This is a genomic window from Kordiimonas sp. (genome assembly GCF_048260245.1).
Classification (GTDB): domain Bacteria; phylum Pseudomonadota; class Alphaproteobacteria; order Sphingomonadales; family Kordiimonadaceae; genus Kordiimonas.
Genome location: NZ_JBLXGZ010000056.1, coordinates 1 through 14,294 on the forward strand (window position 1 = coordinate 1; position 14,294 = coordinate 14,294).

Genomic DNA, 14,294 nt, shown 5'->3' on the forward strand with positions numbered 1-14,294 from the left:
CTCGCGGAGGAAAAGGATCATTCCCCGGAGCGATTGTATCTTTGCTGCGAATGCGCCCGTTGACACCCTTGGTGGTCAATTCACCCCCACCTTGGTTCTGAAGCATGGAACGCGCCGCAGCTTCGGCTGCTTTTTGCGTAGTATGCACGCTAGACGCACGGGACGCATCATGACGCTTATTGCGCCAAGCTCCATCAGTACCTTTATAGACCATACGGTCTCTGTCTTTACTCATGGATTTTCTCCAGCTAGGCGCCCTCCCTACGCCTGATTTTCACACAACCTACTACTTGTTAGAAGTATAGAACAAAAAGAGATCAAATAAAAGAACAAATCATGATCATTTCATCGCGGATGCAAGATCTTAAAAAACCGTCAGCACGCCCCGGCTGAAGTTGGCCAGCGTCATGTTGGCCTCTGCCGCCCGCCTGATGGCAAAGCCGGTGGGGGCCGAAAGCGCAACCAACGCCTGCGCGCCCGACCGCGCCGCTTTTTCAACCATTTCAAACGAGGCCCGGCTGGTCACCAGCACGAAGCCCGCGCCCCTGCCCGCCCCGTGCGTATCCCTGCCCTCGCGCGCCATGGCACCAATAAGTTTATCCAGCGCATTGTGCCGCCCGACATCCTCACGCACCAGCGTCACCGCGCCGTCATCCGCAACAAAGGCCGCCCCGTGCACCGACTTGTTGAGCTGCTTCAGCGGCTGCATCGTCTCTAGCGCCGCCGCCGCCTTCGCCACCACTTTGCTGTCCAGCACTTTCCGGTGTTCGGCCACCCTGGGCAGGCTCTCGAACAGGCGTTCCGCGCTGTCGATCCCGCACAGGCCACAGCTCGTGCGTCCTTCCATACTGCGCCGGTTTTGCCGTAATTTCAGTCGTTCAAAACACTTGGCGCTGATAGTCATGTGCAGGTCGATGCCCTGCCGCCGCTCGTGCTGTTCCACGCCCAGAATATCGTCCGGCGTACCGACGATGCCTTCCGTCAGCGAAAAGCCCGTGATAAAATCCGTCAGGTCCATGGGGCTGGCCAGCATCACCGCGAAGGTGAGGCCATTATAGATGAGGGCAACCGGTGCCTCCTCCGGCACGTGCCACTGGGCCGAGATGTCGCCCTGCGTGACGGCGACCACCAAATCGGGCTGCCACAAGCTGGCCGGTTTTTCCGTGTCATCCACGCTCACGGCACACTGCTCATTTGCTGCGCACATTCTGCGCCGTTCTGGCGCAAATTTGGCACAAAACCGGGCTTTTCGTCAGCAAAACCCCTGCACATATGCTGCACACTGAAAACACAGCCTATTCCGCCGCCGCAGGGGCCTTGACCCGCCGCATTTTTGGCGTCTCGCGGGCATAGCTTTCCTGCCAGTCTGACCGGTGGTTTGCGGGCGTCACTTCCACCGCTGTCACCTTGTATTCCGGGCATTCCGTCGCCCAGTCAGAGTTCTCGGTGGTGATGACATTGGCGCCGGTTTCCGGGTGGTGGAAGGTGGTATAGACCACGCCCGGCGCCATGCGGGCGGAGATATTGGCGCGCAACGTCGTCTCCCCCTTGCGGGAACGTACGGCGACCCAGTCACCGTCATGAATGCCGCGCACCTCAGCGTCACTTTCGTGAATTTCCAGCAGGTCTTCTTCCATCCAGCGGTTGTTGTCCGTCCGCCTTGTTTGCGCGCCCACATTATACTGGCTGAGGATGCGGCCTGTGGTCAAAATCAGCGGGAATTTGCGGTTGGTTTTCTCGGTAGTCGGCACATATTCCGTTAGGATAAACAATCCCTTACCGCGCACGAAACCGTCAACATGCATGATGGGTGTGCCCGCAGGCGCCGCGTCATTACACGGCCACTGCACGCTGCCTTCACGGTCAAGTCGGTCAAACGACACCCCCTTGAATGTGGGGGTCAGCGCGGCGATTTCATCCATGATGTCGCTGGCGTTTCGGTACACCATCGGGCAGCCCATCGCTTCCGAAAGCCGCGCCGTCACCTGCCATTCATCCAGCCCGGTTTTGGACTTCATCACCGGCCGCACCCGCCCGAGCCTGCGCTCGGCATTAATGAAGGTTCCGTCTTTCTCAAGGAAGCTGGTGCCGGGCAGAAAAACATGTGCGAAACGCGCGGTTTCATTGAGGAAAAGGTCCTGCACGATCACACATTCCATCGACCTGAGCGCCGCCTCCACATGCTGCGTATTGGGGTCGCTTTGCGCGATATCCTCACCCTGTACATAGATGGCCTTGAAGCCGCCGTTGACTGCCTCATCAAACATGTTCGGGATGCGGAAACCGGGCTCACCGTCAAGGCTCATGCCCCACGCGGCTTCAAATTCCGCGCGCACCGCATCGTCCGAAACCGGCCGGTAACCTGAGAATTCATGCGGGAAAGAGCCCATATCGCACGAGCCCTGAACATTGTTCTGGCCGCGCAAGGGGTTAAGTCCCACACCGCGGCGGCCGATGTTGCCGGTTGCCATCACAAGGTTGGCCATACCCATGACCATGGTCGACCCCTGACTATGCTCGGTCACGCCCAAGCCGTAGTAGATGGCACCGTTGCCACCGGTCGCGTAAAGTCTTGCCGCACCACGGATATCTTCCGCACTCACGCCCGCGATCTCGGCAACGTTTTCGGGTGAGTTGACGGGGTCGAGGATGAAGTTTTTCCAATCTTCAAACGCGTCCACTTCGCAGCGCTCACGCACAAATGCCTCATCAATCAGGCCTTCCGAGACCACCACATGCGCGAGCGCATTAATCAGCGCCACATTGGTACCAGGCAACAGCGGCAGGTGATAATCCGCCTTCACATGCGGGGTTTTCACAAGATCGATCTGGCGCGGGTCGAGGATAATAAGCTTCGCCCCCTGCCGCAGCCGCCGTTTCATCTGGGAGGCGAACACCGGGTGCGCATCCGTCGGGTTGGCACCGATGACCATGATAACATCGGCATCTTCCACAGAATCAAAGTCTTGCGTGCCTGCGCTGGTGCCAAAGGTCTGCTTGAGGCCATAACCCGTGGGCGAATGGCAAACCCGCGCGCAGGTATCCACATTGTTGTTGCCGAAGGCGGTGCGAATGAGCTTCTGCACCAGCCAGACCTCCTCAATCGTGCAACGTGATGACGTGATCCCACCAATGGACTTTTGGCCGTATTTCGCTTGCGTTTTCTTAAGCTTATCGGCGGCGAAGCCAATCGCTTCGTCCCAACTGACCTCGCGCCACGGCTCATCGACATGCTCGCGAATCATCGGCTTGGTCATGCGGTCCTTATGGGTCGCGTAGCCCCACGCGAAGCGGCCTTTCACGCAGCTATGCCCGTGGTTGGCCTTGCCGCCCTTGTGCGGCACCATGCGCACAACCTGATCACCCTTCAGTTCGGCCTTGAACTCGCAACCCACACCGCAATAGGCGCAGGTGGTCAGCACCGTGCGGTCCGGCACGCCGTGCTCAATGAGCGCGGTTTCCGACAAGGTCGCCGTGGGGCAAGCCTGTACGCAGGCCCCGCAGGAGACACATTCGCTGGAGAAAAAGTCATCCGTACCCGTCGCCACGCGGGAGCCAAAACCCCTGCCCTCAATCGTAAGCGCCAAGGTGCCCTGCACCTCATCACACGCCCGCACGCAGCGGGAGCAGACGATGCATTTTGAAGGGTCATAGGTGAAATAGGGTGTGCTTTCGTCCTTTGCCAGATCAAGGTGGTTCTCGCCCGCGTAGCCGTAGCGCACATCACGAAGGCCCACAGCACCCGCCATGTCCTGCAGCTCACAGTCTCCGTTCGTGGGGCAGGTCAGGCAATCCAGCGGGTGGTCGGAGATATAAAGCTCCATCACCCCGCGCCGCAGGCGTGCGAGGCGGCTGGTCTGGGTTTTGACCACCAGTCCCTCTGCCGCGAGCGCGGTGCATGACGACGGCGTGCCTTTGCGGCCTTCAATCTCCACAAGGCACATGCGGCAGGAACCAAACGCATCAACCATATCGGTCGCGCACAGTTTGGGGATGCCGATACCGGCTTCTTTCGCCGCGCGCATGATGCTGGTGCCCTTGGGCACCGTGACGGTTTGGCCGTCAATCTCAAGCGTGACAGCCTCACCCGACATCACCTCAGGCGTGCCATAATCTGTTTCTTTGAGAAGGGTCATTCCTTGCCTCCCTTCAGGAAATCATCCGGGAAATGCTTTATCGCACTCATCACCGGGATCGGGGTCATGCCGCCCATGGCACACAGCGACCCGTCCGTCATGACCTCACAGAGGTCATCAATCAGTTCAAGGTTCCCGTGCACGTCGGTGCCCGTAATGACCTTTGCCATCACTTCCGAGCCGCGCACCGCACCAATTCGGCACGGCGTGCATTTGCCGCAGCTTTCATGGGCGCAAAAATCGAAGGCATATTTGGCCTGCGCCGCCATGTCAGCCGTGTCGTCATAAAGCACTATACCACCATGACCCACACCTGCGCCAATTTTAGCGAAGCTTTCATAGTCCATCGGCGTGTCCATAAGGGCGGGAGGGATATAGGCCCCCAGCGGCCCGCCCACCTGCGCCGTCTTGATCGCGCGCCCTGAACGCGTGCCACCACCAAAACCTTCCACCAGTTCCCGCAAACTGACACCGAAGGCCTTTTCAACAAGCCCGCCATGTTTGATGTTCCCCGCAAGCTGGAACGGCATCGTGCCGGTAGACCGCCCCATGCCGTAGTCCTTATAGAACGCACCACCTTCGGCGAGGATTGTCGGCACGGCACAGAGCGAAATAACGTTATGCACAAGCGTCGGCTTGCCATTGAGGCCTTCAAGCGCCGGTAGCGGTGGCTTGGCGCGCACCTGCCCTCGTTTGCCTTCAAGGCTATCCAGCAGCGAGGTTTCCTCGCCACAAATATAAGCCCCTGCCCCCATGAACAGCTCAAGATCAAATGCTTTGCCGGAGCCAAGGATATTGTCGCCCAGAAGCCCGCCGGCATATGCATTCTCAAGCGCTTCTGAGAACACCGCTTTCGCCACCGGATATTCGCTGCGCAGGTAGACAAAACCCTTGCTCGCGCCCGTGCCCAGCCCGGCGATAATCATGCCTTCAATCAGCAAAAACGGGTCGCCTTCCATGATCATCCGGTCAGCGAAGGTGCCGCTGTCGCCCTCATCCGCGTTGCAGACGATGTATTTTTGCGTGGCGGTTGCCCCCAGAACGGTTTTCCATTTGATACCGGCCGGGAAGGCAGCGCCACCGCGACCCCGCAGGCCTGAGGTCATGACCTCTTCCGCAATATCCTGCGGTTCCAAGGCAAGCGCCTTACGGAGGCCGGAGAGGCCGCCATGGGCCTTGTAATCCTTGAGGCAAAGCGGGTCCGTCACACCGCAGCGCGCGAAGGTCAGGCGTTCCTGTTTTTTAAGAAAGTCGATCTCTTCTGTCAGGCCAAGGCAAAGCGCATGGTCCGCACCCTCGAGGAAACCGGCAGCCAGCAAACTGCCCACATCGGCTCCCGTTACCGGGCCATAGGCGATACGGCCCTTGGCGGTTTCCACTTCCACAAGCGGCTCCAACCACAGCATGCCACGGCTGCCATTGCGGACAACCTCCACACCATCTTGAGCTTTGAGCTTTTCAGCAACTTCATCGGCACCAAGGGCGACCGCGACACTGTCGAGCGGGATAAAGATACGGGTCATGCCTCTTGCTCCCATGCATCCAGAAGAGCGTCGATATCGGCTTCACCCACCGCTGCCTTCAGCTTGCCGTCCACCATCGCTGCGGGGCCGTTTGCACATAGGCCAAGGCAATAGACCGGTTCAATGGTGATGCGGCCATCCATGCGGGTATCCCCCATGGCAACATCGGCTCTTTCACACGCATGTTGTGTCAACTCGCGTGCGCCAACAGCCTGGCAGGCTTCCGCCTGGCAAAGGCGCAACAAATGCTCGCCCTTCGGCGCGCGGACAAAATCATCATAAAAGCTGATGACACCCTTGACCTCGGCCTTCGTCAGGTTAAAGGCGGCGGCGAGCTTCGGCAGCGCGCTGGCATCGATATAGCCATCAGCCTCCTGCAGCGCGAGAAGCGCACGCATCAGGCCGCCCTGTACACCCGCATATTTTTCGATAAGCGCATCCATAGCGCCTACATTCTGCGCCTTGGCGTCAGTCACTTCAAGCCCTTCCCGCACCCGTGATCCGGGTGTCACTTATGCTTGTTATTGTGTCGTGCGGCGGGCAACGGTACCCGCCACCTGTATTATTGTTTTTTGGCGTCGAGGTCAGCGCGGATCTTGTCTGCCACCGCCTTCACCTTGGCGCGCAGGGCGTCCTTATCCACCGTCAGCACCTTACCGTCCGCCATCAGCACCTTACCGTCCACAATGGTGGTCACCACATCGCGCGCACCAGCCGCATACACAAGCTGGGACATGACATCATAAAGCGGGCTCAGGCGCAGGCTGTCGAGCGAGACCTGTATCATATCGGCGCGTTTGCCTGCCTCAAGGCTGCCGGTCACCTCACCAAGGCCCACGGCTTCGGCACCGCCTTTTGTCGCCATATTCAGTGCCGCACGCGCGGGCACCACAGTCGGATCGCCGCCCGCACCCTTGTGCAACAGCGCCGCGAGCCGCAGTTCTTCCCACATATCAAGGTCATTGTTCGAAGCCGCGCCGTCGGTACCAAGGCCAACTTTCACACCAGCGGCCAGCATGGCCGGGATGGGCGCAATGCCCGCCGCAGTCTTGAGGTTCGAGGTGGGGTTATGGATTGCACCGACCTTCGATGCCGCCAGCGTTTTCATGTCGCTTTCAGTGGGCCACACCACGTGGGCGGCCACGGTGGTGACATCCGTCATGCCAACTTCCTGCATTAGCTCCACCGACGTGATGCCGTATTTATCGCCCACGGTTTTCAGCTCCGCCTTGTCTTCGGCGATATGGATCGAGATTGGCGCGCCAAGCTCCTTCGCCTTCGCCGCCACCTGCGCTAGGTGTTCCTTTGACACGGTATACGGCGCGTGGGGTGCGAGCGCGGGGGTAATGCGGGCATGTTTGCCCTGCCAGTCCTCAACGAATTTCACACCAGCCGCAAAGCTGTCATCCCAGCCCTTGAAACCGGGGCTCGGGAAATCGATCATCGGTGCCGCGATGACAGCGCGCAGACCGCACCGGTCCACCACGCCCGCAATCACCTCGGGATAGAAATACATATCGACAAAGCTGGTGGTGCCGCCCTGAATCATCTCCCAGCAGGCTAGCTCTGAGCCGACCTCGATAAAAGCCGGGTCCACATAGCGGCCTTCCATCGGGAAGATATATTCCTGCAGCCATGTCATCAATGCCAAGTCATCGGCCATACCACGAAACAACACCATGGCGGTGTGGGTGTGGCCGTTCACAAAACCCGGCATCAACACGCGGTTTTCGCCGCTGATGCTCTCCGCTGCGTCATAGGCGCTTGCGATATCCGCGTCGGTGCCGACGGCGACAATCGCACCGTCCTTCACCGCCACAGCGCCGTTTTCAATCACGTCCTGCGCGCCGTCCATCGTCACCACATAGCGGCCATGCACCACCATATCGACTGCCGTTTTACCTTCAGCCATCGCATATCCTTCAAATGACACCATAGCCACACATAGCATGGCAGCTTGCCAGATTTGTTTCAGCGTCACTGTGACGTCCCTTCCGTTTTCATTCGGTACATTTAGCCGACCATAAAACCGTTCGAGGGGTGGATGCTAGAGGCTTTATTGATTGCGGGCATATTCGGCCGGTGCGCTGCCATACCAGCGGCGAAAGGCGCGCACGAATGCTGCGGGTTCCGAATAACCAAGCCGGGCCGAGGTCTCCTGCACGCTCAAGCCGTCGGCCAGCAACAATAGCCGCGCCTTTTCCCGGCGCACATCGGCCAATATATCACGAAAACTTGCGCCTTCGCAGGCCAGTTCCCGTTGCAGGCTGCGCAGCGACAGGGAAAGCGCGGCTGCGGCGTCACGGGCCGTGAGACCGCCGGATTGCGCGTCCAACTGCTTGCCAACATAGGCCTTAACGCGCGCCGACACACTGCCTTCACCCGGCATCTCGGCCTGCACATGCTGCTTTAGCATGGCATGCAGCGCGGGGTTTGCATCATTCATCGGCTGGTGCATGGCATCCCTTGGCCACACCACTGCGTGTTCGGGCGCGCCAAACACCACCGGGGCACCAAAGGCTTCCTCAAAAACCGCCGGGTTGTCGGGCAGTGGCCGCATCAGATGCACACGTACCGGCGCCACCCCCGGTGAGGCCCAGCGGGCAAAGCGGACAAAGGGCAGCAACACAGCCTCAGAGCGCACCTCGGCCGCCTGCCAGTCAGGCCGCACAGGCGCGTATACCAGCCGGTATTCCCCGCAGTCTTCCGTCAGTTCAAACCGGCCCGCCGCCCCGACATAAAGCGCATAATCGCATGCTTCCCTGAGCGCCTCACCCACCGTTTCGCTGGTGACAAGCATATGGCCAAGGGTGGCATAGGTGCCGTAGCGCACACTTTTACCCACACGGACACCTAGAAGGCCGTCACCCGCCAGCCGGTCCGCCGCCGCCCATAGCGCTTCGGCGTCCTGCTCGGGGATGCGCTCGACGCCGTCCACGAGGCTGACATCGGCTTCAGCAAAAAGTTTTTCGCGCGGCACAGCATAGTCTCGCTCCATGGTCTGGGCGAGGCTCGCGAGGTATCGGGCTAAAACGGTTTCGGTCATCAGGTGCCATCTCTTGGCGTAAAATATCAATTTTTAGACGCCGACTGTCATTCCATTGGCGGCATTCGTCAAGTAGATTAAGCTTTCCTGTGGGAGGGAAGTTTAGGGAAGGAGGGCGTGATCGCCAGTCTCGCCGAAATCAATAGCGCCGTCGTGACAATGGAGCCAAGCACACAGCTTGGCCTTGCCATCTCGCTGGCCTTCACCATGTTCAGCGTGGCGCTGGGGCTGAAGACAGATGACTTTGCCTTTCTGCGCAGCCACAAACGCAGCGTGGCAACCGGCTTTGCCGCGCAGGTGCTTGGCCTGCCGCTGCTGACCCTTGCCATCCTGCTGGTTTTCAAGCCGATGCCGGGCATTGCGCTCGGTATGCTGATCGTGGCCTGCTGCCCCGGAGGTAACGTCTCCAACCTGTTTACGCGGCTCAGCCACGGTGATACAGCCTATTCCGTTACGCTCACGACCTGTTCCAGCATTTTCTCCACCGCGTTCCTGCCCTTTGCCATCTTGTTCTGGACCGGGCTTTACGGCCCGACACGGGAACTGGTAGACGCCATCGAACTGGACCGGGTGGCCTTTATCATCAACACCAGCATCACGCTTCTGGTGCCCTTGTCCACCGGTATTTACCTTGCCCACACACGGCCCCGTTTCGCGGCAAAGGCACAGCGCGTGTGCCTGCCCATTGCAGTGCTGATCATCGTGGTCCTCGTGGCGGTTGGGCTATACACCAACGCCGATCTGCTCCGCGATTTTGGCAGCGTGATCCTGCCTTATGTGGTGCTGCATAACGCACTGGCCTTCATGCTGGGTGCTGTGGTCGGGCGGCTTGCGCTCAGGAAAGCCGCTCCCCGGCGCGCGCTGGTGTTTGAGATTGGCATCCAGAATTCCGGCCTCGGCCTTCTTATCATGCTCAGCCAGTTTGGCGGGCTTGGCTCCGGCCTTCTTATCATCGCAACATGGGGTGTGTGGCACTTTGTTGGCGGCTTTGCCGTTACCGGCCTGTACCGGCTGTTTGGTGCCCGCCCAGCCCCGCAACCCCTTAGCTTTCAGGAGGATACCAATGGCTTATGACCTCATCATCAAAGGCGGCACCGTTTATGACGGCACGGGCGCGGACGGTATCAGCGCTGACGTGGCGGTCAAGGACGGTGTAATCGCCGCCATTGGCGCGCTTGGCAGCGACGCGGAGCGCATCATCGACGCCACAGGCGCGATCGTGACGCCGGGGTTTATCGACCTGCATACCCACTATGACGGCCAGGTATCATGGGACGCGGACCTGCAACCCAGCGTCAACCACGGCGTCACCACTGCCGTGATGGGCAGTTGCGGTGTCGGCTTCGCGCCAGTACACGAAAGCGACCACACCCGCCTCGTACGCCTGATGGAAGGGGTGGAAGACATCCCCGGCACCGCGCTTGCCGAAGGGCTGACATGGAACTGGGAAAGCTTCGGCGATTATATGGACGCCATCGACTTCCCCCACACCATCGATTTCGCCGCCCAAGTGGTGCATGACCCCCTGCGCGTCTACGTGATGGGCGAACGGGCGGTATCAGGCGAACCCGCCACAGACGACGACATTGCCAGAATGCGGGAGTTGACCCGCGCCGCACTGGAAGCCGGGGCTGTTGGTTTCTCGACCGGACGCTCCGACGTGCACCGCACGGCAGACGGTGAATGGACCCCGGCCAGTGAGGCCACGCGCGAAGAACTGATGGGCATTGCCGAAGCTTTTAAGGGCCTCGGGCACGGTGTACTGCAAGCGGTGAATGATTTTGACCTCGAGCGCGGTGACCCAACCGCCTTCGACCGCGAATTTGGCCTGCTGGAAGACTTTGCCAGCGCATCCGGCGGACGTCCCTTCTCGCTGTCACTGATGCAACGCGACTTTGCCCCAAAACAGTGGCAGGACATCATGGCCCGCGCGGAACAAGCATCTGCGAAGGGCATCAACATGCGCCTGCAAGTCGCGCCGCGCGGTATTGGCGTGATCCTCGGGCTTCAGTGTACCTTCCATCCCTTCATTGGCTTCCCAAGCTACAAAAAAATCAGCCACCTGCCTTTGGAAGAGCGTGTGGCGAAAATGAAAGACCCGGCGTTCAAGGAACAACTGCTTTCCGAAAGCTCCGAGAAAGTGGCCGGTGACGGCACAGCCATCCCGCCGCTTGCCGATATCCTGTTGCAGCAGATCGACTTTATTTCGTGCAAGATGTTCAAACTGGGCGAGAACCCGGATTATGAACAGGGCGTGGATCAATCGGTCTATAAGATGGCGGAAGCGGACAGCGTCAAACCGCTGGATAAAATCTATGACATCCTGCTGGAGAAAGACGGACACGAGTTCCTGTATTTCCCTATCTATAACTATACCAACCTCAATTATGAAGCCGTCTACACCATGATGAACCATCCGCAGTCGCTGATGGGCCTGTCGGACGGCGGCGCGCATGTCGGCACGGTATGTGACGCCAGCTTCCCCACCTACCTCTTGTCCTACTGGACGCGGGACCGGGTGAAGGGCGAGCGCATTGAGCTAAAGCGCGCGGTGAAGATGCTGACCGCTGACCTTGCGGATTATGTCGGCTTCACTGACCGCGGGCGGCTCAAGGTTGGCATGAAAGCCAACATCAATGTCATCAACCACAAAGACTTGCGCCTGCACGCCCCGCATATGGTGAAGGACCTGCCCGCAGGCGGCCAGCGTCTGTTGCAGGAAGCCAGCGGCTATATCGCCACCATAGTGGACGGCGAGCTTGTGGTCGAAAATGACGAACTGACCGGCGCAAAACCCGGCCGCCTTGTTCGGCTTGGCAGCAACGCGGCGCAAGAAGCAGCGTAAGTTTTTATGGAAACGATCCTTTCCGGCATCGGCGGCTGGGCCATCTTTGGCATGGCCGCCGCCATCATGGTCGCTGCCGCCTTGCGCTCCTTCACTGGTTTCGGCTTTGCGCTGGCGGCCCTACCAGTGCTGAGCCTGTTCCTCGCGCCGACAACAGCGGCCAGCATGATCGTGATGCTGACGCTTGTCATTTCCGTCCAGACATTCCAGTCCTACCGGCGTGATATCCCCTACCGCAGCATGGGGCCGATGATTGTGCTGTCGGCCCTTGGCACCGTGGGCGGCACCTATCTGCTGCTGCTCTTCAGCCCCGATACCTTCCGGCTTTTGATCGGCGTCACGGTGATGACGGCGTGCCTCCTGCTCGCCAAGTTCAAACCCGCACCCCACCGTGAAGGCGGCATCACGGGCGCGGGTGCCGGGCTGGCGTCAGGGCTGATGAATGGCGCACTCGCCATCCCCGGCCCACCGGTGATCATCTATTCAATGGCTGTGTTTGAAGACCCCCGTGTGGGGCGTGCATTCCTGATGGGTTTTTTCCTGCTGTCGGCCAGCTTTGCCACCGTGACCTATTCGCTTGAGGGCATCATCACATCGCGCGAACTGCTACTGACCGCGATTGCCTTTCCCGCCATGCTTATTGGCGACAAAACGGGGGCGTGGCTGTTTGAAAAACACGGCAGCGCTGCCTACCGCAAGGTTGCCATTGCCGCGCTTTTTGCCATCGGCATGAGCGTGGCAGCCGCCGCGCTTCTGCCCTAGGCCCTAGCGTTTCAGAAAACTGTTTGCGACTTCATCCGCAAGCCCCTTAAGCGTGAGGTCGCCGTCTGGCCTGTACCAGTTTCGTGTCCAGGCCAGCGCACCACGAACCAGTTGACGCGCCACCTTGGGGGGCGATGTCAGCAACCCTTTGGCCGCACAGCCCTCAAGCGCGCGCAACCAGCATTTCTCGTAAGATCCGTCGCGTAGCGACAGCACCTTTTCGCGCGAGGCTTCATCAAGGCTTCGCCATTCATCCACCAGCACATAGGCGGCGTGACCATCCTCCCGGTGAATGGAACTAAGCTCACACAGCACAAGCGCCCGGAACTGCTCCTCCGGGTCATAGATGCCGGCAACGGCGGCTTCGGCACGCTCCCCCATGCCGCGAGTCGTCATCGCCATCGCGGTATAGAGGATCTCCTGCTTGTTTTCGAAGTGATGAAATAGGCTGCCCGACAGAATACCCGCCGCCGCCGCAATGTCGCGTACTGTCGTGCGCTCAAAGCCCTTTTCGTAAAACAGATCAACGGCTTTTGCCACAATCCGCGCCTTCGCCGGGCTGATCACGGCCTCTGCCCCCGCCTGCTTTTTCATCACATCGTCCATGGCGCGACCATAATCCTATTTGTTTTATTTGACAACCAAGCGCTTGCTTGTTTTTATGCTAATGGGACGGATTAAATTGGTAAGGTGCAGGCCAAGCACACTTTTGGCCAACCACGCTTTGGGAAGGGAGTGGGCAATAGGTATGAAAGACGCAGCGGCGGGTTATCTCTCGGTGTTCAGGCCGGGACTGTTCACAGGTAAACGCATCATTGTGACGGGAGGCGGCAGCGGTATCGGGCGCTGTACGGCGCATGAGCTTGCCAGCCTTGGCGCTGATGTCATCATCACTGGGCGCGGCGAAGACAAGCTGAAAACAGTTGTGCAGGAGATCACCGACGACGGCGGCAAATGCACCTACAAGGCGTTTGATATCCGCGATGAAGACGCCGTAAAAAAAGCAATATCTGAACTGGTCGCCGATGGCGGACCCATCACCGGGCTTGTCAACAATGCGGGCGGGCAATATCCCTCCCCGCTTGAAGCTATTTCCACCAAGGGGTTTGAGACCGTCTTGCGCACCAATGTGGTCGGCGCGTTCAACGTCTCGCGCGAGGTGGTCACCCAAAGCATGAAAGATACCGGCGGCGCGATTGTGAATATCACCGCCGATTTCTGGGGCGGCATGCCCACCATGGGGCACTCAGGCGCCGCGCGCGCCGCGTGCGATAACCTCAGCAAAACTGCTGCCGTTGAATGGGGCCGCTTTGGCATTCGCACCAACGCGGTCGCCCCCGGCTGGGTGGCAAGCTCGGGCTTTGATACCTATGAAGACCCCGGCGTGCAGGCCATGCTGCCGCAGCTCAAGAATATGGTGCCGCTCGGGCGCATCGCAACGGAAGCCGAGATCGCATCTGTCATCGTGTTCCTGCTGTCAGACGGGGCCAACTTCATCTCTGGCGCCAGCATCAGGGTCGATGGCGGCGGCAGCCTCTTTAGCCCGCTCTTCCCGCCTCAAGGCGCTGAAAACAGCGAAAGCTATCAGGGCTTCCACCGCTACACACCGCCCAAAGCCTTGCGAAAAGGGGGCTGAACATGCCGGTCATCGAAAGCCGGATCGATACAGCGTCCGATACCTTCGCCCAGAACGCCGCCGCCATGCAGGCGCAACTGGATGAGATCAAGCGTATTGAAAGCCTGAAGTCTGCCGCGCAGGAGAAGGCCCGCCCGCTGTTTGACAAACGCGGCAAGTTGCTACCGAAGGAACGCCTCGCGCTGCTGCTGGACCCCGGCACGCCGTTTCTGGAACTGTCCGCCCTTTCAGGCTACCTCATGTATGATGACAAGGATGGCTCCGGCGCCGGTGGCTCGATCGCCGGTATCGGCTATGTCTCCGGCAAGCGCTGCATGGTTATTGTCTCCAACAGTGCGGTCAAGGG

General features: G+C 59.7%; 13 protein-coding genes. 5 read left to right on the plus strand and 8 right to left on the minus strand.

Annotation, left to right across the window (positions count from 1 at the left end):
* From ACN0VM_RS17430 to ACN0VM_RS17460, 7 genes are all read right to left on the minus strand, one after another.
* Positions 1–235 (minus strand): DUF2188 domain-containing protein (locus ACN0VM_RS17430; protein WP_417452171.1); only part of this gene is annotated, 235 nt, incomplete at its 3' end.
* A gap of 129 nt (positions 236–364) precedes the next feature.
* Positions 365–1,180: a formate dehydrogenase accessory sulfurtransferase FdhD gene (fdhD, locus tag ACN0VM_RS17435; RefSeq protein WP_417452172.1), complete on the minus strand. Its 816-nt coding sequence runs from the start codon at positions 1,178–1,180 to the stop codon at positions 365–367.
* Positions 1,181–1,295: 115 nt separating this feature from the next.
* Entirely contained in the window at positions 1,296–4,136 is a 2,841-nt protein-coding gene (gene fdhF / locus ACN0VM_RS17440; protein WP_417452173.1) for a formate dehydrogenase subunit alpha, read from the minus strand.
* Positions 4,133–5,659 (minus strand): formate dehydrogenase beta subunit, encoded by a 1,527-nt coding sequence (locus ACN0VM_RS17445; protein ID WP_417452174.1) that lies wholly within the window; start codon positions 5,657–5,659, stop codon positions 4,133–4,135. The genes fdhF and ACN0VM_RS17445 overlap by 4 nt, the downstream gene beginning before the upstream one ends.
* Positions 5,656–6,171 carry an NAD(P)H-dependent oxidoreductase subunit E gene (locus tag ACN0VM_RS17450; protein WP_417452175.1) on the minus strand — a complete coding sequence of 172 codons (516 nt, stop codon included), beginning with the start codon at positions 6,169–6,171 and terminating at the stop codon, positions 5,656–5,658. Before ACN0VM_RS17450 ends, ACN0VM_RS17445 begins: the two co-directional genes overlap by 4 nt.
* 50 nt (positions 6,172–6,221) lie before the next feature.
* Complete coding sequence (locus tag ACN0VM_RS17455; RefSeq protein ID WP_417452176.1) at positions 6,222–7,640, minus strand: amidohydrolase family protein; 1,419 nt, start codon at positions 7,638–7,640, stop codon at positions 6,222–6,224.
* 75 nt (positions 7,641–7,715) lie between these two features.
* Positions 7,716–8,705 carry an AraC family transcriptional regulator ligand-binding domain-containing protein gene (locus ACN0VM_RS17460; protein ID WP_417452177.1) on the minus strand — a complete coding sequence of 330 codons (990 nt, stop codon included), beginning with the start codon at positions 8,703–8,705 and terminating at the stop codon, positions 7,716–7,718.
* A gap of 117 nt (positions 8,706–8,822) precedes the next feature.
* Here ACN0VM_RS17460 and ACN0VM_RS17465 point away from each other — a divergent pair, with 117 nt between their 5' ends.
* The 3 genes from ACN0VM_RS17465 to ACN0VM_RS17475 are packed head-to-tail and all read left to right on the plus strand — an operon-like array spanning position 8,823 to position 12,312.
* Positions 8,823–9,779, plus strand: a complete 957-nt coding sequence (locus ACN0VM_RS17465; protein ID WP_417452178.1) for a bile acid:sodium symporter family protein — start codon at positions 8,823–8,825, stop codon at positions 9,777–9,779.
* Complete coding sequence (locus ACN0VM_RS17470; RefSeq protein WP_417452179.1) at positions 9,769–11,550, plus strand: N-acyl-D-amino-acid deacylase family protein; 1,782 nt, start codon at positions 9,769–9,771, stop codon at positions 11,548–11,550. The genes ACN0VM_RS17465 and ACN0VM_RS17470 overlap by 11 nt, the downstream gene beginning before the upstream one ends.
* Positions 11,551–11,556: 6 nt before the next feature.
* Entirely contained in the window at positions 11,557–12,312 is a 756-nt protein-coding gene (locus tag ACN0VM_RS17475; RefSeq protein WP_417452180.1) for a sulfite exporter TauE/SafE family protein, read from the plus strand.
* 3 nt (positions 12,313–12,315) lie between these two features.
* Here ACN0VM_RS17475 and ACN0VM_RS17480 read toward each other — a convergent pair whose 3' ends face one another.
* Positions 12,316–12,906: a TetR/AcrR family transcriptional regulator gene (locus ACN0VM_RS17480; RefSeq protein WP_417452181.1), complete on the minus strand. Its 591-nt coding sequence runs from the start codon at positions 12,904–12,906 to the stop codon at positions 12,316–12,318.
* A gap of 154 nt (positions 12,907–13,060) precedes the next feature.
* Between ACN0VM_RS17480 and ACN0VM_RS17485 the strand changes: the two genes are divergently transcribed.
* Both ACN0VM_RS17485 and ACN0VM_RS17490 read left to right on the plus strand, forming a co-directional pair.
* Positions 13,061–13,948 carry an SDR family oxidoreductase gene (locus tag ACN0VM_RS17485; protein ID WP_417452182.1) on the plus strand — a complete coding sequence of 296 codons (888 nt, stop codon included), beginning with the start codon at positions 13,061–13,063 and terminating at the stop codon, positions 13,946–13,948.
* A gap of 2 nt (positions 13,949–13,950) precedes the next feature.
* On the plus strand, positions 13,951–14,294 hold a 344-nt coding region (locus tag ACN0VM_RS17490; RefSeq protein ID WP_417452183.1), incomplete at its 3' end, for a carboxyl transferase domain-containing protein.